Source organism: Aquella oligotrophica, from assembly GCF_002892535.1.
GTDB lineage: Bacteria > Pseudomonadota > Gammaproteobacteria > Burkholderiales > UBA11063 > Aquella > Aquella oligotrophica.
Genome location: NZ_CP024847.1, coordinates 2215140 through 2234263 on the forward strand (window position 1 = coordinate 2215140; position 19124 = coordinate 2234263).

The following is a 19124-nucleotide window of genomic DNA, read 5'->3' on the forward strand; positions in this document are numbered from 1 at the left end:
AGACATATCCTTAACTTGCAAGCTTCCCAATGATAGAATTTACATTTTTAATCTTATCTATTACCGAATCAGACTTTATCTGCCAAATCAGTTTATTTTTACCATCATATTTACAAGTTTTTAATTCCTGCATCACCAAAACAATTTTTAATGGGTCTAATGGCGGATTATCGATAAACTGTAATACTATATTGCTAGAAGTAGCATCAAGCTTTTTAACCCCTAATCTTACAGCAATAATACGAATACTGTGACTTGCTATCAGATTTTTGACAGGCTCAGGTGGTAAGCCATAGCTATCAATAATTTCCTGATAAACCTGATCAATTTGCTCTTGATCTTCTGCACGTGCTAGCCGTTTATAATAAATCAATCTTTCATGCACACTTAGACAATAATCTTCTGGTAGAATCGCGGTTACATTCAAGTTGACATCACATGAGGATTCAATCTCAAAATTCCCATGAATTTTTTCACCCTGCTTTAATTTACGTATCGCTTTTTTTAGCATTTCAGTGTAAAGTGACAGTCCAACTTCCTTGATATTACCAGCCTGATTATCACCGAGTACTTCACCAGCACCACGAATCTCAAGATCATGTAAAGCCAGATTAAAACCAGCACCAAGTTCGCTAGTCATACTAATTGCATCAAGACGTTTTTCAGCATCTGGGGTAATTTTTTCTGGAATTATTAGATAACAGTATGCCTGATGATAACTGCGCCCTACCCGTCCACGTAACTGATGTAATTGCGCTAAACCAAATTTATCTGCGCGATAAATAAGAATAGTATTAGCATTCGGAATATCAATCCCGGTTTCAATGATTGTCGAACATAGTAACAGATTAAAACGCTGATTTATAAAATCCTTAATCGTCTGTTCAAGCTGAGACTCAGGCATTTGTCCATGCGCAATCGCGATTCTTAGTTCTGGCATAAGATTAATCAAACGCCCAAACATTCGTTCTATCGTTGCTACATCATTATAAAGGAAAAATACTTGTCCGCCACGGCGCACCTCACGGAGGATTGCTTCCTGAATCACGCTATCATCATCGGTAGTGGTAATCGTATTAACACTTAACCTCCTTGATGGAGCTGTCGCAATTACGGAAAAATCACGTAAGCCATCTAGAGCCATTGATAAAGTTCGTGGAATCGGAGTGGCAGTCATCGTCAAAATATCTACGTTAGTGCGAAGCTGCTTCAGGCGTTCTTTTTGCTTGACACCAAAACGGTGTTCCTCATCGATAATCACGAGCCCGAGTTTAGCAAATTTCACATCTTCCTGAATCAAGCGGTGCGTACCAACAATTATATCTAACCTACCTTCAGCTAGTAAATGTAGGGTTTCATTAACTTCTTTTTTGCTACGAAACCGAGAAACCTCACCAACGGTAACTGGCAAGCCCGCAAAGCGATTAACAAATTTTTGATAAAGCTGCTCGGTAAGTAGGGTTGTCGGTGCCAAAATCGCCACCTGATAACCTGACATAGCAACAATAAATGCAGCTCGCATGGCAACTTCAGTTTTACCAAAACCTACATCACCACACACCAATCTGTCCATTGGTTTTATCGCAGTTAAATCACGAATAATTTCATCAAAACTATTTTGCTGATCTGGTGTTGGTTCGTAGCCAAAACTTGCTGCAAACTCAGGATATTCTTCAGGTAAGGAATAAGCATGACCTTCTTGCATTTCACGACGGGCATATAATTCAAGTAATTCGGCAGCAACATCGTTTACTTTTTGTTCAGTTTTTGCCTTGATCTTATCCCAGCCTTTAGAGCCAAGCTTGGTTAATTCAACATTAGTACCATCCAGATGACTATAACGGCTGATAAGATGTAAATTGGTTACCGGGATAAACAGCTTTGAGCCACCCTGATACTCAAGTTCAAGCATATCATAATTGGTATCAACAATAGTCTGAGTACTAAGTCCAACATAACGCCCGATTCCATGATTCAGATGGACAACATAATCACCGACCTGAATTTCAGCCAGATCCCGCAAGATTAAGTCATTTTTGGCAGAATCAGCTGATTTCCGATATTTGCGACTTCGATTAACAATACTTCCCGGATATAAATCACTTTCAGTCAGAAATATGCTATTTTCATAAATAAAACCCTGATTTAATTCGGACTTAATCAGACTTATTTTATTACTACCGATATTAGCCAGACTATCAATCTGCTGTGAGCTGGTTCCTTGACTAGCTAAAGTATTTTTAAGAATCTCAAGCCGTCCAAGGCTCGGCGAACAAATAATAACCTGCTTAGTCTTTAGCTCTTTAAGCCAATCAAACTGCCCACGCCCGTGTAATAAACCACCAACATGATCAAAGCCTGCATAAAGATTATCAGCCTTAGCAATTTCCCAGCAAGTATGCACTTTAAGCTTAGCAAAAACCTCTTCAGCTGGAATAAATAACTCGGTAGGTTTGAGGCATGGATACTGATAACTATAATATTCGTAGCGTTTATTTATTTCCTGCCAGTTATGATTAAGCGTTGAAAGTAAATCTTCATTATAAATAACCTGGCAATTTTGCGAAAGATAATCAAAAAAACTGGCACAGTTGGCAAAAAATAACGGTAAATAAAATTCGACTCCAGCTGGCAAAATACTACTTTGCAAATCTTTGGCAAGACTACTTTTAGCCTCATTTGGGAATCTAGTACTAAATCTGGCTACTACATCTTTAAGGCTGGCATAATCGTTGGGATACTCTCGCGAAGGGAGCAGTTTTATTTCATCAATCTGCTCTTCTAGTAGCTGAGTTTTACTATCAAAATAAGCTAGGGTTTCTATTTCATCATCAAAAAGATCAATCCGAATCCCACGTTTGAGACCAATTGGCATAATATCGATAATCGAACCGCGAATCGCAAACTCGCCCTCAGCAAAAACCTGCTTAACATGCTGGTAACCAGCAGCAACAAGCTTTTCACGTAAAATTGTGCCATCAATCCGATTAGTTTTCTTTAGCCACAATACGCGCTGATTAAAATACTCAAGTGGTGGCAGTAATGTCTGTAAAGTACTTGCCTGAATCAAAACAATATCAAGCTTTTGCTGCTGAAGTTGCCAAAGAATCTTTAACCTTTCAGCCACCAATTCGGCATATGGCGATTGGCGTTCATAAGGTAGAACCTCATAGTCAGGAAATACCCCGATGGCTAAATCTGGTTGAAAGAAGCTAATTTCATCCGCTAGACGTCTTAATTCATAACCATCTTTAGCGATATATAAAAACGGTAATTTTTTAACTGCTGCCAAATTAGCAATAAATAGCGCATCGCCACCAGCTGGCAACCTAGCAAGCTGGTTTTTTTGTGGATGTATTTTAGTAGGGAGTGAAACTTTTATCATTATACTTAACGAACCAATTTATAAAATAGATAGACTCCGACCAATGTACAGCAAGCACCTAATAGACGTAAAGTTTTTCTACCCTTGGGTTCTTCAAGAAGTAAAAGCCCGCCAATTGCACCAACGAGATGTAATCCGGCCGTAGTTATAATAAACCCGATTGCATAACTAAATTTATTATCCTGCGTAGGCATCTCGACTCCATGTGCATATCCATGGCATAAACCAAATATTCCAACTCCCAATGAAGCTAACAAAACGCCAAAGCGACACTCACTGGCAATAGCAATACCAAGAAGAAAAACCGAGAAGACAATTCCGTATTCTGTAGCCGGAAGAATAAAATGTTCAAATCCAATTATCCCACCAATAAGCATTGCTGTAACAAAAGCAGCAGGTACACGCCAGATAGCCTTACCACCGATTTGCGCGCTCCACGCTCCGACGGCAACCATTGCACACATATGATCGATGCCTGTTAAAGGATGTAACCAACCACTCCCAGCAAAACCATGCGCAAAGGCTAATTCTGGGAATAATAAAAGGCTAAAAACAATCAGCCTTATTTGAAACCTATGCTTCATTGAATACCGTATCATAATACTAAACTAAATGCTTAAAAAAAGATCACTCTGACTACCATCAAAATGGTTAGTTTTATAATGAATTTCAAGTTTATGAGCAGTTAACCTCATACTGGCATAGGCAATGGCAGGAGTAATAACCCCAAAAACAATGGCAAATGCTAGCACCCACTCTGGTAATCCAACTCGCCCCTTTTTGAGCTTACGGTCAATTATCAGTAATTGAGTATTTGAGTCAGAAGAGAGCTTACGTATGAGCTCAAAAATATGAATACTTAAATTTTTATTATATTTTTTCACCTGAAACGGCAAAAGAAATATATCAATAACCGCCAGTAAGGCAGGAATCAGTGTCCAGCAAAAAAGAAGATAAAACCAGCCTATCCGCTTATTGAGGTATAATTTATGTATTCCAAATACCCCAAAAAAAATTAGCCATAAATATGCGACACCAAGCTTTTTATAATTCTGGCGATAGAAAAATACAAATTGCACCCGTTGAAATTCGTCCAATTCCTTAAGCACTTGTTCCTGAAAATTAATTTTTTTGCTACTCATAATTAACCATTAAATACAAATTAAATACACCCGGATTTTATCATATTTGACATGTGGTAAAATATTGCTAATATTATTTTAATAAACAGGTAATTATTATGTCTTGGTTTTGGTTTGCTTTATGTGCGGCAATTTTATGGGGATTAAGCTATACAATTAATCAACTAACCCTTCAGTACTTTAATGAAATCGAATTACTTTTTTTCGAAGCTTTTATAGTTTTTGTAATTCTAGCAGCTTACTTTATCGTCAAAGGTAATTTTGGCAGCTTTACCAGCAAACTGGCTAACCCAAAATTACTTGGGCTAATTATCAGTAGCGGGCTGATTTATGTAGTTGCCAGCTATTTTATCCTAAAAAGTATAACCGCAAGTAATGCGAGTCTGGCGGCAATCATTGAGTCAAGTTACCCAATATTTACTGTGTTATTTGCTTTTATCTTCTTTGGTCAGCTACAACTTAACCTGATATCTGGGATTGGATTTATCTTGATTCTGTCCGGAATTATTATTGTCAAATTCTATAGTTAGCAATTCCCACATAGAGTTTTGACATCCACCTCGCAAGATTGAAAGATTTACAACTAGCTCTAATACCATCATTTTTGGACGGTTCCAAAATAACCAATCAACTATTATAATAACCACATATACCAGATCTAGATGTCGAAATCATGATAAGTAGTTATCATGATTTCGGTATATACAATTATTCCGATGATAAATTACAATCAGGTACTACCCAAATGTGCCTGATATTATATATCGTAAACCGAACCACTAATCTATAAATGGAGAAATAAGAATGAAATTCAGATTCCGAGCACTACTTGCAACAACTATTAGCTTATTAATTGCAGCAGTACCAGCAATAGCAGCTGAAACCATAACCGTAGTAGCAACTAAATTTCCGAATGGCGATGTCCTGAAAGTTGCAAAACCAATCCTGAAGGAGCAAGGCTATGATCTTAAGATCATTGAAATCCCAAGCTATACTGGACATGGAATTGTTACGGTAAAAGGCTCTACACCACAAGAAATCTACAACCCAAATTTACAGGTTTTAAATGGTAAGTATGATGCCAATTTCTTCCAACCAGACATCTATCTAGATGAATACAATAAACTGTCTGGTAGTAACCTTACGGATATAGGGAAAGTCTTTTATATTCCATTTGCAATTTACCTATCTCCAATTCATAAACTTGAATCAGCAAGCATTAGCTCTCTAGCACAAAAGCATGAGGGAATGACCGTTGGGATCCCAACCGCATATATTGATGCAGCACGAGCATTAAAATTACTTGAAGCGAATCATTTAATCAGCCTTGATCCGAAAGAACCAATTCCTAATTTATCTGATGTTACGGCAAATCCATATCATCTACATATTATTCAGGTTGATAACGAGGTAATGCCTCCGCTAGTACAAAATAATAGCTTCGACATGATAGTAATGAACTCAGGACGAGCATATCTTAAGAATCTTTACGTAACGAATCAGTCTCTTCTTGAAAATGATTCCGATAGATACTCAAATGTTGTAGTAACTACTAAAGCCAACAGTGATAGTCCAAAAATGAAAGCATTGGTAAAAGCACTTCAATCTCCTGAAGTTCGCAAATTTATCCAGCAAAACTATAGAAGTGTGGTTAAGGCTTCGTTCTAAGAACCTGTTTGGAATTAAATTGCCAAAAGGATTAAACTACTGGCTGTTAGTAATAAAGAGCGAGTACAATGAGAAAATCATATCCAAGCGACGTAAGCAGAGAACAATTTGAGTTAATATTGCCAGAATTAGAATTAGCACGTAAAAAGACAAAACCTCGCAAAATAGATCTGTACGATGTATTTTGCGCAGTCTACTATGTTCTCAAAAGTGGTTGCCAATGGCGAATGTTACCAAGTGATTTTCCAAAATGGGAAACAGTTTATTTTTACTTTAACATGTGGGCAAAAAAGCCAGAAAGCAATGAAGACAGTATTATAGAGATAGTCTTAAAAAAAATTGGTAGGCTTAGTACGTACCGAAAATGGCAGGAACGCAATGACGAGTTTCTGCATAGTAGACGCACAAAGCGTGAAGAATACTAATACAGCCGAGAATAAGGGCTATGATGCGGGTAAAAAAGTATCAGGAATAAAGCGTCACATTACAGTAGACACGCAGGGACTACCACATGCTATTCATGTTACAACTGCAAATGTAACTGACCGCGCAGGAGCAATATTAATGTTTGAAGGAGCCAAACGTAATCTGGCTGGGGTACAGAATATATTGGTAGATGGAGGTTATAGAGGCGATAGCTTTGCAACCGAAGTCCATCGAATATTAAATGCTAGAGTTGAAGTTGTTAAAAGAAATGAGCTGCATCAGTTTGTGGTTTTACCCAAGAGATGGATTGTTGAGCGTTCCTTTAGCTGGCTTGAGAAATGCCGTAGATTATGGAAAAATTGTGAGAGATACTTAGGTACTAGCCTACAAATGGTATCTCTTGCTTTTGTAGGCTTAATTTTGAAAAGATTCTAAACAGGTTCTAAGACAGATTTATTTGGAAATAAACTATACTCAACCAGAAAGTAAGGGAATGAAAACCCTAGAATCTAAATCTGTTTGAGTATAGATTCTCAGAGAAATTTATACCTCATAATAAGCAGAAGATTTTATTATCTTATTTTGCTCATTAAAGTAAAATACATCAGCAGATAAAGTATCATGTGCACCATAGTAGGTAATTATCAGACTATTTATACCAGATAAAACAGCAACCAGCTCAAAAGACAGATTGGGAACCAGTTTTAGTGCCTGTGCCCAATAATCACGGATAGCCGCCAATCCTTTTAGTTCACCGATCGGTTTTTTAAGAACCTCTTCAATTAGCGGTGAAGAAAATTCACAATCCTCGGTATAAAATTCCAATACCTTATCCAAATTTTGATGATTCCAAGCATCAATCCAGCTATGGGCAAATTTTTGTGCAAATTCTTTGTTCATATATGGCACCTCAAAAACCTTATTTAATATACAGTTATTTTATCATACTGGGGATGAAGTGTTGATCATTCTTCAGATTCTAACTGTAAATGTTCTTCCTTACGACTAACCATAATTTTATCCACCCGATAACCGCCATCGCGATCTATATCAACCACCTCAAAATGAAACCCAGCAAAATCGAACTTATCAAATACTTTTGGTAAGCGTCCAAACTTACGCCCAATAAAAGCAATTACAAAACCAGCCGCAGTTTGATAGCTACCAGTATCTCCATCAGGAAGCTCATCGATCTCAAGCTCATTTAACATATCATTAACTGATGCCATCCCATCAATTATCCATTTACCCGAAGTATCTTTATAAATTAGACTACCTTCGTTATTAATATCACCGGGAATATCACCAATTACAGCAGTTACCAAATCTCCCAATGTAATTATCCCATCAACATGTCCAAATTCATTATATACCAAGGCAATATGTGTTTTATACATCCGAAAAGATTCGAGAATTTCAATAAGTGTAAGACTATTTGGAATATTATGTATTGGCTTTAAACCATCTGTCCAATTAACTTTAATTTCAATATCCTGAACTCGTGCCTGTTGAATAATTTCTTTAATAATGGATATTGCTGGTACATATCCCAGAACATGCTCTAGACTTTCTTTACATACTAGTAGATTTTGTGATGGATTTGATAAAATCTTATCAATATTTTCCTGAACTGGGGCCGTAACATCAATGAAAACTATTTCCGATCTGGGAGCCATCAATGCCCCAGCCTTACTTTCATCAAGTCGCCAGACATTATCAAATAAATCCTTTTCAACTTTAACCAATACCCCAGATTCGGCACCAGCTTCAAGCATAGTTGTAATATCATCCTCGGAAACATTATCATCACGCTTGGTCTCTAGTCCAAAAAGTTTAAGGATTGAATCACTTAATATCGAGAAGCTTTTTACCATTGGCATTAATAGGCGAATTATGCCAGTTGTAAGTGGGGCAAGAAAAGTTGCAACCTGTTCTGGATAAAGAATAGCAATACGTTTAGGTAAAATGTCACCAAATAGAATCAGAAAAAATGTAACCAAGAAAAATACACCGATAGAAGCAACTTTATCTTCAAAACCATGAAAATATCCTATCGAAACAAAATAAGCGGCAACATCCTTAGAAACAGCTGCCTCAACAAATGCCCCCTCTAGTAAGGTTACAACTGTTAGCCCAATCTGGGTTGTCGCAATTACCCCTGTTGGGTCTTCGGCAAGCTTTAATACGCTACGCGCTTTCTGGCTTCCATTATCTATCATTCCTTGTAAGCGACTCTTCCGCGAAGCAATGACCGACATATCGGAAATAGTAAAAAGAGCATTAGCTATAATTAAAGCTATAACTATTATTAAATCAGTAGACACTATAAATCCTTAATTACTGGTTAATTTCCAGTATCTTCATTAGCCCGATCAAAAGTAGATCGGGAACAATCTCATCAAATACATTGGAGGTATTTAACATTGGAGCAAAACCACCAGTTCCAATCACAACCATATCTTCACGTTGAATCTTGTACTCATCGGCAACTCTAGCAACAAACTCCTTGATCGCCCCAATTTGAGTATAATATAAACCAGACTGAATTGCCACCCGTGTATCTTTCGAAATAGTCTGCTTTGGTGCCGAAATACTAACCGTAAATAATTTGGCAGTATTATTCTGAAGACTTTCCATCATTAGGCGAATCCCGGGTAATACTGCACCACCAACAAATTCAGCATCAGGAGTGATGTAAATAACGGTAGTCGCAGTACCAAAATCAAAAATCAATAAATGTTTGCCAGGGTGTTTAACGATACCACCAACAGCACCCGCAATCAAATCTGCACCAATTTCACCGGGATTATTTGAAGCTATTTTAATTCCAGTTTTGACTCCGATAGTCAAAAACATGGGAGTTAAATTAAAATACTTTACAAAAGCAGAAGCAACACTATAATCAACAGATGGAACAACCGAAGCAATTGCTACTTTTTTTATTTCAGTTGGGTCAATATCATGCTCACGTAAAACCTGTAGTAAGAACATGGCAAATTGGTCAGATGAACCAACATGGCTGGTATTATGGCGAAACTGTGCAACCAGCTTTCCACTATTTGCAAATACACCACCATGAATTTGGGTATTCCCAACATCTAGACATAAATTCATCTGTAGATTCCTTTTATTTTTATTAAATCTGATCTAAATTAATAAAGTCGTTTTAAATTATTAAAAAATTTTCCTATCGTGAGTTTACTCAATAATACTATCATCAAACCCAATCAGTAAAGTTGCAATGAAACCACCTGCATAAGCCAGCAAAATCCCTACCAGATATAACATAATCCCATTCTGGATCAATAGAGCTAATGGAATGCCAGAAATACCAATCCCGGTTGCCCCAAGTTTAAAGGCGGCAACAAAAGCCCCCCCAATACCACCACCGATACAAGCAGCAAGGAATGGTTTAAATAGCGGCAGTGTTACACCATAAATCAGTGGCTCACCAACACCTAAAAACCCAACTACTATACTTGACTTAATAATATGCTTTAACTTTTCATTATCGGTTTTAAACCAGACAGCCAACGCCGCACCAACCTGCCCTGCACCCGCCATAGCCAAAATTGGTAATAACACTGTTACTCCGGTAGTCTGAATCAGTTCAGCATGAATTGGGATTAACCCCTGATGTAAGCCAGTCATTACTAATGGTAAAAAAGCTGCACTTAGAATAAATCCAGTTAAAATTCCACCATGTTCTACTGCAAGCTTACAACCATTGGTAATCGCATCAGACAAAAACCCGCCAATTGGTTGTAGGACAAAAATAGCCGCAAATCCACTAATTAACAGAACCAGTGTCGGCGTCACAAATAAATCCAAGCTACTTGGTATAATCTTACGTAAATAACGCTCAAGATAAGCAGCCAGAATTGCCACCAGTAACACAGCAATCACCCCACCACGTCCCGGGATGGCATGTTCACCAAAGACAGTTATATTATTTAGTTCCGGCATATTAAGAACTGCCGCCAATACTCCGCCTAAAATTGGTGTGCCGCCAAACTCTTTTGACGCATTTAACCCAACAAATAACGCCAAACCAAAAGTAATTCCACTACCGATCATTTTAAAAATTGCGCCGAGGGTAGTTTTATCAAAAGTAACGCCACCAAACATTTCCGGACTAGTACTTTTGATTATTATATTTACAATACCTAATATAAGCCCGCAACCGATAAATGCTGGGATCATTGGTATAAATATATTGGCAAGTTTTTTTAGAAAAAGTTTAAATGGAGTGGCGTTTTTTTGTTTCAGTTTTTCCTTGATGCTTAGAGCATCAACTGAGTTTGTCGCTGATTTTGCAGTATTTGCTGAATTTTTATCAAATTTTGGCATTTTTGCTAATAATGGCATCAAGGCATCGTAAACCTGATTTACCTTACCCGGACCAATAATTATCTGAATCTGATCAGAGGCATCAACAATACCTAAAACACCCTCGATTTTCTTTAGCGCATCAATACTGACAAGCCCTTTGTCAGCTACACTTATACGTAAGCGTGTCATACAAGTGGCTACTGCGGTTATATCTGCTTGAGCTAGTTGCCCCAATACTTCTGTAGCAATCTTTTCTGCGTTAAAACTCACTCTCTACCCCTCATATAGATTAGTTATCATTTAGTGCTTGGTATATCAGATCAACAATCTGGTAATATTGACCAGTTGCAAAACTATCACCAGCAAATTTATTATCTTTATATTTAGTATGTTTCTTATTGGTTAATAGCACTATTGCCATATTATTCTTACGATCAATTAAAGTCAGAGTCCCTGTCCAACCAGTATGCCCAAAAGCACCAACTGTTGCCAATTGACCAAATGGCTTAAATGAATGCTCTTTGCCAACCATTCTCCAACCAAGCCCATAAGTATCATCTACCTTTAACGGTTTCACAAATTCATCTTCAACCGACTTATCCCAAAATAAGCTATTACCATATTGCCCATTATTTAGCATAATATCAACTAATACCGCCATATCGCCCAAGTCAGAAAATAAACCTGCATGTCCAGAAATACCACCCATTGAATAATAGGCTTTTTCATCATGTACCTGACAAATTAGAGGCTTAGTTCGAATATTTGGAAAACTAACTGTGCCACCGCGAGTATTGCCACTTATTTCAGTTGCAGCACATTTTGCTTTAGTAAAGCCATGCTCTAATGGATTGAAAGTAGTATATTTAAGCCCAAGCGGAGTATAAATTGTTTGATTAACATATTCGTCCAAAGTCTCACCAGTTATAGCTTCAACCACCATACCAAGAAGCATATAATCCACATCACTATAAACAGGTTTATCAGCTTTTTTACCTGCAAATGGCAGGCGGGTCAGAATAATTGACTCGGTAAGCTCACGATTTTGTGAATATAATCCACTGCCATATTTATCGATGGAATCTGGATCAAAGAATTGTGGATCAGGCATATAACCAGCTCGATGCGTCAAAAGATCGCGAATTGTTCGCTTATCACGGCACTCATCATTCGCATCACAGCCAGTATAATCAGGCAGATAATATTTAACTTTTTTATCAATATTGAGCTTACCTTCATATACCAAATGCATTATTGCATAATTAGTTGCATACATTTTAGTATTTGAAGCAAGGTCAAACATGGTTGTACAATGCATAAAATCTGGTGTTGGCATTTTTTTACCGCTGGTAAGACTATATTTTAGACGATGTCCATAGACAGTTTGTTTAACAACCTTACCATCTTTTATGATTAATAGGGCTGCTCCAGGAAAACCACGATTAATATCACTATTTATCTGCTTATCAACCTTTGCTAATAGCTTACTATCAAACCCAACACTTGCTGGAGTAGCAGTAGAGAGACTTTGCCCTGATATAGCCTCATCGTCATTAAAAAACTTACATTCCGTCTGGGCAAAAGAATAATTCGCACCAATTACCAAAAACAATATACCACAAATCTTTTTTATATTCATCTTAGCATTCATCAAACATCATCACTTTTCTTTGCATCATCACGATCCTGATATGGCTCCAAATTAAAAATTTTATTAAACTTAATAAATATCTTCCAACGATTACAGGATAATATCACTATTACTAGTGCTGTGGTCAATAGTGGAATTATTATCATTTCAAAAGCTACTGCCAAACCAATTGAAGCTGTAACCCAAATATTGGCAGCAGTAGTCAGTCCATGAACTCGACTTCTATCCTTAAAAATCACTCCAGCACCGAGAAATCCGATACCACTTACAATCTGCGCAGCAATTCGCGTCGGATCAGCAACACTTTCATAGTAAGCAAGCCCTTTTGAATGAGTAGAAACTAGTCCAAACAAGCATGAACCAAGACAAACTAAGCTATAGGTTCTAAGCCCAGCCTGAGAGCCATGGATTTGTCGCTCAAGCCCAATCGCTAGACCACATAAGGTTGCAAGCAAAATCTGCCCAATTTCAAATAATGGCATTCTGTCCCCTTTACTACTGATTAACAAAACTTAGAAAATCACGCATATACGGCATTGCCCTGATTGCACCAAAACTAGTACAGGTATAGGCACCAACAAGATTAGCAAAACTGACAAACACCTCCCAATTTGGATCAAGGTTTTGTGAAAGTTTAAAAAGAATTGCACCAATAAATGCATCGCCAGCACCAGTACTATCAACCTGTTTAATCAATTTACTTGGAATAATCTTTTGCCCCGTATTGGTACAAAGTAATGCGCCTTTTTCACCAAGCGTAACAATTACGACTTCAGTACCTAAACGTAAAATTGCATCGGCGGCGGCAGATATATCATCTTCACCACTAATTAGCTGCGCTTCAGATTTATTTAACTTAACTAGATTTGAATAAGAGATAAATGTCCGACAATCATGAATGTATTCACCAACAAGATCAGGACTAATAAGATCTTCACGAAAATTTGGATCAAATGAAATAAAATTTCCATTACCAGTTGCATAATCAAGAAGCTGAAAATAACTTTCTTTTAGTTTACCACCTAGTAATGCCGTTGCTGAACCAAAATGAATTATTGAGTCATCGCTTAAACTAAGTAATTCAGGTAACTTATATTCACTATCATTGCCACGGTAAAATTCAAACTCACGCTCACCAAATCCATCAATCGCGACAAAAGCTAAGGTTGTTTTACCATGTCTTTCAACAAGGCTAGTATTTATACCAACCTCTTGTAATGAAGCCAAGAGAAAACTACCAAAATTATCGCTCCCAACCTGACCAAGAAAATATGAACTTCCACCAAGTTTGGCAATTGCAGCAGCAACATTTGCCGGAGCACCGCCCGGATGTTTGGCAAAATATTTACTATTCACTATTCCAGCTTCAGGTTGTCCGATAAAATCAACCAATACCTCACCAATACAGTACACTTTTTTCATAATCAATAATATGCCAAGAACAGTAATAACTATGGGAATTTAACTTTTATAATAAAGCATCATTTTAACATGGATTAAATCAGTATCTATTAATATCCGGTCAGATCTTTTTTTGCATAATTCAATAAAAAAGCGTCATTCGTATAGATTTCCACCAGCCAAAAATAAATTCAACTTATAATTACTGATATTTAACCAAACGGGATTACAAAAATGATAGATTTAAGAAGTGATACAGTAACCAAACCATCAACGGGAATGCTTGAATATATGTTAAAAGCAGAACTTGGCGATGATGTTTTTGGTGAAGATCCAACAGTCACCAAACTTGAAGAGCAAATAGCCGGGATGGCAGGAATGGAAGCTGCGGTATTTTCACCTACTGGCACACAAAGTAATCTACTGGGTATTATGTCACACTGTCAAAGAGGTGATGAGTATATTGTTGGACAAACGGCACATACCTATATGTTTGAAGGTGGTGGTGCTGCTATTCTCGGAAGCATCCAGCCTCAACCATTAGACTTTGATCTGGATGGCACACTTGATTTAGATAAGGTATATATGGCTATCAAACCGGATGACTTTCATTTTGCCCGTACGAAGTTGTTATGTCTTGAAAACACCACAACAGGAAGAGTATTACCATTAGACTATCTCAAAAAAATCCCTGCTTTCTGTAAAGAAAATAAGTTAGCTAGCCATCTTGATGGTGCGCGAGTATTTAATGCGGTGAGTAAATTAGGTGTAAATTTAGAAACCATTACACAACACTTTGATTCAGTTTCAGTATGTCTGTCTAAAGGGCTGGGTGCTCCACTAGGCTCTATTTTATGTGGCTCAAAGGAATTAATAAAAGAAGCGCGAAAATGGCGCAAAATGCTTGGTGGCGGGATGCGACAGGCTGGGATTGTTGCAGCAGCGGGGATATACGCACTTGAACATAATATTGAGCGCCTTCGTGAAGATCATGATAATGCCGAATTACTTGCCAAAGGACTAGGAGAAATCGATGCTATTCAAATAATCGCAATCAATACTAATATTTTACTTATCAAAGTCAATAAGAACTATCCAGAATTACGCGAGGAATTATTTAAAAATGGAGTAATTTTCCCTAAAACCGCTAATAAGGCTGGAATAATAAGATTGGTTACCCATTTGGATGTTAGTACCGATGATATTTTAAAAACAACAAACCTGATAAAAGCCTTTTATCATAAACAATGAAGGTGACTATAAATGGATAGTTTAGTAAGAATTTTCACAACTCTGGTTAGGCGTTATCTACCAGATCCATTAGTATTTGCAATGCTGTTAACAATTATTGTCTTTATTATGGGGGCTACTCTCACTAACACCAGAAGCTTCGAAATGATCTCAATCTGGGGCAATGGCTTTTGGAACTTACTTGCTTTTACCATGCAGATGGTAATGGTAGTTGTCACTGGTCATGCATTGGCAAGTGCCCCACAAATCCGGAAGCTTCTTACCACGCTAGCATCGCTAACCAAAACACCAGCGCAGGGAGTGGCCCTAGTTACTCTGATTGGTGCAATAGCCTGTATTATTAATTGGGGATTTGGTTTAATCGTTGGAGCTATGCTTGCTCGTGAAGTAGCTAGAAAGCAGCCGAAATCAGATTACCCATTGTTAATCGCTAGCGCTTATATCGCATTTTTGACTTGGCATGGTGGATTTTCTGGATCAATTCCACTATTGGCAGCAACCGCAGGCAACCCATTAGAAAAAACTATTGGACTAATTCCAATCAGCCAAACAATTTTTACACCAATGAATTACTTTATTACTGGCTCTTTATTGATTATTCTACCAATACTAACAGCAAAAATGCTACCTAAAGAGTCAGATCGAAAAATGATTAATCCTGAGTTATTGGAAGCTGATAACACAGTTATTCAAAAAAAGATTGATAAAAATAGTAGTCCCGCACTTAAGATAGAAGAAAGTAAAGTCTTATCTATTATCATTGCACTAACTGGGATTAGCTATCTTATTGAATATTTTTACACCAAGGGCTTCAAAATTGACATTAACTGTGTTAATATAATTTTCTTAGTTAGCGGACTTCTTTTACATGGAAGCCCAATGGCATATGCTCGGGCAATTGCCAATGGTACCAAAAGTACTGCTGGCATACTGATCCAGTTTCCATTTTATGCTGGCATACAGGCAATGCTTGATCATTCCGGTTTAGGTGCAATTATTACCGAATGGTTTATCCAGATTGCAAATGTGAAAACCTTTCCATTATGGGCTTTTTTATCCTCCGCAGTCATAAACTTTGCTGTACCATCCGGAGGCGGACACTGGGTAGTACAAGGTCCATTCATAATGAGTGCAGCACAAAAAATCGGCGCAGATATGGGGCACGCTGTAATGGCGATTGCGTATGGCGAAGCTTGGATGAATATGGCGCAACCCTTCTGGGCATTACCAGCACTGGCAATTGCCGGATTGGGCGCACGAGATATCATGGGCTATTGTATTATCAGCCTATTATTTTCAGGTTTTATATTTGTCGCCGGATTAATGTTTTTTTGATACAAGAAAAATCGACCAATGAAAAAAATCATTATTATTTTATGTTCAGCTACTATAATTTCATCCTGTGGCTTGTTTAAAACAAGCAAATCCAGTCAGTTACCAATTAATGGGAAATTTATGTTAAAGATGGACAGCAGTGCAAATTATAATAAAGAAATTTCAGCCATGCCTGTATCTGCCTCTTTTGCTGAAGCAACACCATTTATCAATAACACTGTTATTGCCAAAGGATTACCCTTATTCGGTGTATATAAAAATAACGGCTTTAGTTGTACTATTACTTGGACCACAATTACTTTTAGTGATGGGACAACTACGAATAATACCAACGGTGTTGCCCACTCAAGCTGCATGAGTAGGGCTCCACTTAAAGAGGACGATCTGATTGAAGCAAGCTGGAATTAGAAACTGGAATTTTTCTGCTGGTTCAGCCACCATTGATTGAATAATTGCTGTAGTTTCCTTCCGACTTCGGTTTTCGCAAAGATAAATACTTTCGGACTGCCCGGAAACTTCTCGGGAATATCCGCCAAACACAAGTTATGATTCACGTGATGACGATAATCAGCCTCAATACTATCTGTAAACATTACATCTGCTAAAGGTGGAGTCATCGTTAAGCTAGCAATAGCAATATCATTTTTAGGAGTTAACCTGATTACTGCATGTTTGATATTTTTTAAGGCAAAATCTTGATTAGTTCCGCCACGATTTTCACTAACAATTACCGACTCATTATCAATCAGAGCAAATCGGCTATACTTTACTCTGTCGCTACAACGAATCATAGGCACTTTCGCTGAGCTTTCAATTGGAATTGACAAATAAAATAACTTACTACGCTCCGGATTTTCGGATATCCCGCCTACGGCCAAAATAAATTTCCCAGAAGATAAATCATCACTCAGATTTTGCCAACTTGTTGTAACAAATCGTAAATCCAGATGATTATCCGCAGCAAAATTCTTAATAATATCTATATCTTTACCAACGAAACCGCTTTCAGTTTTTGCGCTTAGGGGCGGATAATCGCCAGTGGTGCCAACCAGAATTGTAGTTGCAGCAAAAGATATGCGTATGAAGAAGAGATACCCAATAATAACAATAATAATTTGATCTATAATTTTGCGCATAAACTACTTAATATACAATCTGCTTAAATAAATCAAAGTAATTGGCAAAAGTTTTTCCAACACACTCATAATCATTAATAACAACAGGAATACCTGCAACCGCAAGCAAAGAAAAACACATTGCCATTCGATGGTCATTATATGTATCAATACTAATATTTGTATTTATCTTTTCTGGTGGAACTATAGTAATACTGTCATCTGTATAAGATACTTCTGCGCCAAGCTTGATTAGCTCCGTGTAGATCGCAAATAATCGGTCAGTCTCTTTCACCTTCCAACTGGCAATTCCATTAATCGTAGTAATCCCATCCGCAAATAATGCCAGTACTGCAATCGTCATTGCTACATCAGGCATATCTTCCATATTTACTGTAATTGCCTTTAAATCATCACTAGCCTTTACATGAATGCTTGTATCATTATAAGTTACTTTTGCGCCCATTCTTTCCAGTATTCTGGCAAAATTGCGATCCCCTTGCAAACTCGTTGCTGATAAGTGATTAACTATTACATCACCATTTATTGCCCCCATTGCAAGAAAATAACTCGCAGAACTTGCATCTGGTTCAACCGTATATTCAATTGCCTTATAACCATCACTTACAGGAATCTGGAAAACATTTTCTTCTATTTCAGAGGCTTTAACACCAAACAGCTCAAGTAATTGCAATGTAATATCAACATATGGTCGAGAAATCAGCTCATCTTTTATTCTTATCTGAACCATTCGCCCAAGTAATGGCAATGCCATCAAGACTCCGGTCAAATACTGGCTGGATACCCTTCCACTAATAGCAACTTCACTAGCAGCATTATCAACAAAGCCTCCAACTTTTATCGGTGGAAATCCATCATTTTCAAGATAATCAATCTGACAGCCCAGCTGACTTAACGCAAATATAAGATCTTTAATTGGACGCTCTTTCATTCTAGCTATACCTGTTAGAATGTAACTACCCGGAGTTAATGCCAGCATTGCACTTAAAAAACGTATTGAGGTACCAGAATTCCCCAGAAATAACTCTGCATCTGCTACTGGTAATTTACCCCCACAACCGTAGATTTTATAACTAGAACAACCATTCACATCTGTTCTTATTCTTTCAATTTTAATCCCAAGCTGTGATAGTGCCTGAAGCATTAACTGGACATCTTCTCCTACATCAGGTACATTATGGATGGTACTCACGCCATTGGCCATAGCAGCTAGTGGTAAAACACGGTTAGCAATACTTTTGGAACCAGGTAAATCCAGATTAGCATTAATGTATTTATTACTAGCAGCTAGCTCCATATTTTTCACATTACTCATAAATTCACTCTAAAACATTTAAAAAAATTCTTGCAATCTAACACTGTTATGATTAAAATACTGCATTGCACTATTATAACTC

Annotated in this window: 18 protein-coding genes; 6 read left to right on the top strand and 12 right to left on the bottom strand. The window is 37.4% G+C overall.

Translation table 11 applies throughout. The features are described 5' to 3' along the window. Positions 1 to 10: 10 nt before the first annotated feature. From mfd to CUN60_RS10100, 3 genes are read right to left on the bottom strand one after another with little or no spacing between them, the layout of a single operon-like run. Positions 11 to 3385 (bottom strand): transcription-repair coupling factor, encoded by a 3375-nt coding sequence (gene mfd, locus CUN60_RS10090; protein WP_102951920.1) that lies wholly within the window; start codon positions 3383 to 3385, stop codon positions 11 to 13. A gap of 5 nt (positions 3386 to 3390) precedes the next feature. After that, positions 3391 to 3969, bottom strand: coding sequence for a HupE/UreJ family protein (locus tag CUN60_RS10095; RefSeq protein WP_158649383.1), 579 nt, complete (start codon positions 3967 to 3969; stop codon positions 3391 to 3393). 24 nt (positions 3970 to 3993) lie between these two features. After that, a complete protein-coding gene (locus CUN60_RS10100; protein ID WP_102951922.1) occupies positions 3994 to 4527 on the bottom strand; it encodes a TM2 domain-containing protein in 534 nt (177 codons plus the stop codon). 98 nt (positions 4528 to 4625) lie between these two features. On the opposite strand from CUN60_RS10100, the gene CUN60_RS10105 reads away from it, so the two are divergent. From CUN60_RS10105 to CUN60_RS10115, 3 genes are all read left to right on the top strand, one after another. Continuing rightward, the gene (locus tag CUN60_RS10105; RefSeq protein ID WP_102951923.1) at positions 4626 to 5057 is read left to right on the top strand and encodes an EamA family transporter; all 432 of its coding nucleotides are present in this window, start codon (positions 4626 to 4628) and stop codon (positions 5055 to 5057) included. 274 nt (positions 5058 to 5331) lie between these two features. Beyond that, a complete protein-coding gene (locus CUN60_RS10110) occupies positions 5332 to 6195 on the top strand; it encodes a MetQ/NlpA family ABC transporter substrate-binding protein (RefSeq protein ID WP_102951924.1) in 864 nt (287 codons plus the stop codon). 68 nt (positions 6196 to 6263) lie between these two features. Then, positions 6264 to 7056, top strand: a protein-coding gene (locus CUN60_RS10115) for an IS5 family transposase (RefSeq protein WP_425266144.1) whose coding sequence is annotated in 2 segments (ribosomal slippage) — positions 6264 to 6559 and positions 6558 to 7056 — 795 coding nt in all. Because the reading frame shifts where the segments join, the coding sequence is not laid out codon by codon here. Positions 7057 to 7164: 108 nt separating this feature from the next. On the opposite strand, the gene CUN60_RS10120 is transcribed toward CUN60_RS10115, so the two are convergent. The 7 genes from CUN60_RS10120 to CUN60_RS10150 all read right to left on the bottom strand — a co-directional run bounded on the left by CUN60_RS10120 (position 7165) and on the right by CUN60_RS10150 (position 14026). Next, positions 7165 to 7521 carry a nuclear transport factor 2 family protein gene (locus tag CUN60_RS10120; protein WP_102951925.1) on the bottom strand — a complete coding sequence of 119 codons (357 nt, stop codon included), beginning with the start codon at positions 7519 to 7521 and terminating at the stop codon, positions 7165 to 7167. A 65-nt stretch (positions 7522 to 7586) separates the two neighbouring features. Further along, entirely contained in the window at positions 7587 to 8945 is a 1359-nt protein-coding gene (locus CUN60_RS10125) for a hemolysin family protein (protein WP_102951926.1), read from the bottom strand. A gap of 13 nt (positions 8946 to 8958) precedes the next feature. Beyond that, positions 8959 to 9735, bottom strand: a complete 777-nt coding sequence (locus tag CUN60_RS10130; RefSeq protein ID WP_102951927.1) for a type III pantothenate kinase — start codon at positions 9733 to 9735, stop codon at positions 8959 to 8961. 84 nt (positions 9736 to 9819) lie between these two features. Then, a complete protein-coding gene (locus CUN60_RS10135) occupies positions 9820 to 11223 on the bottom strand; it encodes a PTS transporter subunit EIIC (protein ID WP_222593259.1) in 1404 nt (467 codons plus the stop codon). Positions 11224 to 11242: 19 nt separating this feature from the next. Next, complete coding sequence (gene pbp4b / locus CUN60_RS10140; protein WP_158649384.1) at positions 11243 to 12592, bottom strand: penicillin binding protein PBP4B; 1350 nt, start codon at positions 12590 to 12592, stop codon at positions 11243 to 11245. 11 nt (positions 12593 to 12603) lie between these two features. After that, positions 12604 to 13086 (bottom strand): MgtC/SapB family protein, encoded by a 483-nt coding sequence (locus tag CUN60_RS10145; protein WP_102951929.1) that lies wholly within the window; start codon positions 13084 to 13086, stop codon positions 12604 to 12606. A gap of 13 nt (positions 13087 to 13099) precedes the next feature. Continuing rightward, positions 13100 to 14026, bottom strand: a complete 927-nt coding sequence (locus tag CUN60_RS10150) for a carbohydrate kinase family protein (RefSeq protein WP_102951930.1) — start codon at positions 14024 to 14026, stop codon at positions 13100 to 13102. A 213-nt stretch (positions 14027 to 14239) separates the two neighbouring features. On the opposite strand from CUN60_RS10150, the gene ltaE reads away from it, so the two are divergent. From ltaE to CUN60_RS10165, 3 genes are read left to right on the top strand one after another with little or no spacing between them, the layout of a single operon-like run. Then, positions 14240 to 15256, top strand: a complete 1017-nt coding sequence (gene ltaE / locus CUN60_RS10155; protein WP_102951931.1) for a low-specificity L-threonine aldolase — start codon at positions 14240 to 14242, stop codon at positions 15254 to 15256. 12 nt (positions 15257 to 15268) lie between these two features. Further along, the gene (locus tag CUN60_RS10160; protein ID WP_102951932.1) at positions 15269 to 16591 is read left to right on the top strand and encodes a TIGR00366 family protein; all 1323 of its coding nucleotides are present in this window, start codon (positions 15269 to 15271) and stop codon (positions 16589 to 16591) included. 18 nt (positions 16592 to 16609) lie between these two features. Next, positions 16610 to 16999, top strand: coding sequence for a hypothetical protein (locus CUN60_RS10165; RefSeq protein WP_102951933.1), 390 nt, complete (start codon positions 16610 to 16612; stop codon positions 16997 to 16999). Here CUN60_RS10165 and CUN60_RS10170 read toward each other — a convergent pair. Beyond that, complete coding sequence (locus CUN60_RS10170; RefSeq protein ID WP_102951934.1) at positions 16996 to 17727, bottom strand: transporter substrate-binding domain-containing protein; 732 nt, start codon at positions 17725 to 17727, stop codon at positions 16996 to 16998. The genes CUN60_RS10165 and CUN60_RS10170 overlap by 4 nt on opposite strands. Positions 17728 to 17734: 7 nt before the next feature. Continuing rightward, the gene (gene aroA / locus CUN60_RS10175) at positions 17735 to 19042 is read right to left on the bottom strand and encodes a 3-phosphoshikimate 1-carboxyvinyltransferase (RefSeq protein ID WP_245866348.1); all 1308 of its coding nucleotides are present in this window, start codon (positions 19040 to 19042) and stop codon (positions 17735 to 17737) included. Positions 19043 to 19124 lie beyond the last annotated feature (82 nt).

Coding starts and splice junctions, on each gene's coding strand:
- CUN60_RS10120 (WP_102951925.1), bottom strand. CDS start 7,521: ATGAACAAAGAATTTGCACAAAAATTTGCCCATAGCTGGATTGATGCT.
- mfd (WP_102951920.1), bottom strand. CDS start 3,385: ATGATAAAAGTTTCACTCCCTACTAAAATACATCCACAAAAAAACCAG.
- aroA (WP_245866348.1), bottom strand. CDS start 19,042: ATGAGTAATGTGAAAAATATGGAGCTAGCTGCTAGTAATAAATACATT.
- CUN60_RS10150 (WP_102951930.1), bottom strand. CDS start 14,026: ATGAAAAAAGTGTACTGTATTGGTGAGGTATTGGTTGATTTTATCGGA.
- CUN60_RS10105 (WP_102951923.1), top strand. CDS start 4,626: ATGTCTTGGTTTTGGTTTGCTTTATGTGCGGCAATTTTATGGGGATTA.
- CUN60_RS10095 (WP_158649383.1), bottom strand. CDS start 3,969: ATGAAGCATAGGTTTCAAATAAGGCTGATTGTTTTTAGCCTTTTATTA.
- ltaE (WP_102951931.1), top strand. CDS start 14,240: ATGATAGATTTAAGAAGTGATACAGTAACCAAACCATCAACGGGAATG.
- CUN60_RS10110 (WP_102951924.1), top strand. CDS start 5,332: ATGAAATTCAGATTCCGAGCACTACTTGCAACAACTATTAGCTTATTA.
- CUN60_RS10130 (WP_102951927.1), bottom strand. CDS start 9,735: ATGAATTTATGTCTAGATGTTGGGAATACCCAAATTCATGGTGGTGTA.
- CUN60_RS10100 (WP_102951922.1), bottom strand. CDS start 4,527: ATGAGTAGCAAAAAAATTAATTTTCAGGAACAAGTGCTTAAGGAATTG.
- CUN60_RS10145 (WP_102951929.1), bottom strand. CDS start 13,086: ATGCCATTATTTGAAATTGGGCAGATTTTGCTTGCAACCTTATGTGGT.
- pbp4b (WP_158649384.1), bottom strand. CDS start 12,592: ATGAATATAAAAAAGATTTGTGGTATATTGTTTTTGGTAATTGGTGCG.
- CUN60_RS10170 (WP_102951934.1), bottom strand. CDS start 17,727: ATGCGCAAAATTATAGATCAAATTATTATTGTTATTATTGGGTATCTC.
- CUN60_RS10165 (WP_102951933.1), top strand. CDS start 16,610: ATGAAAAAAATCATTATTATTTTATGTTCAGCTACTATAATTTCATCC.
- CUN60_RS10160 (WP_102951932.1), top strand. CDS start 15,269: ATGGATAGTTTAGTAAGAATTTTCACAACTCTGGTTAGGCGTTATCTA.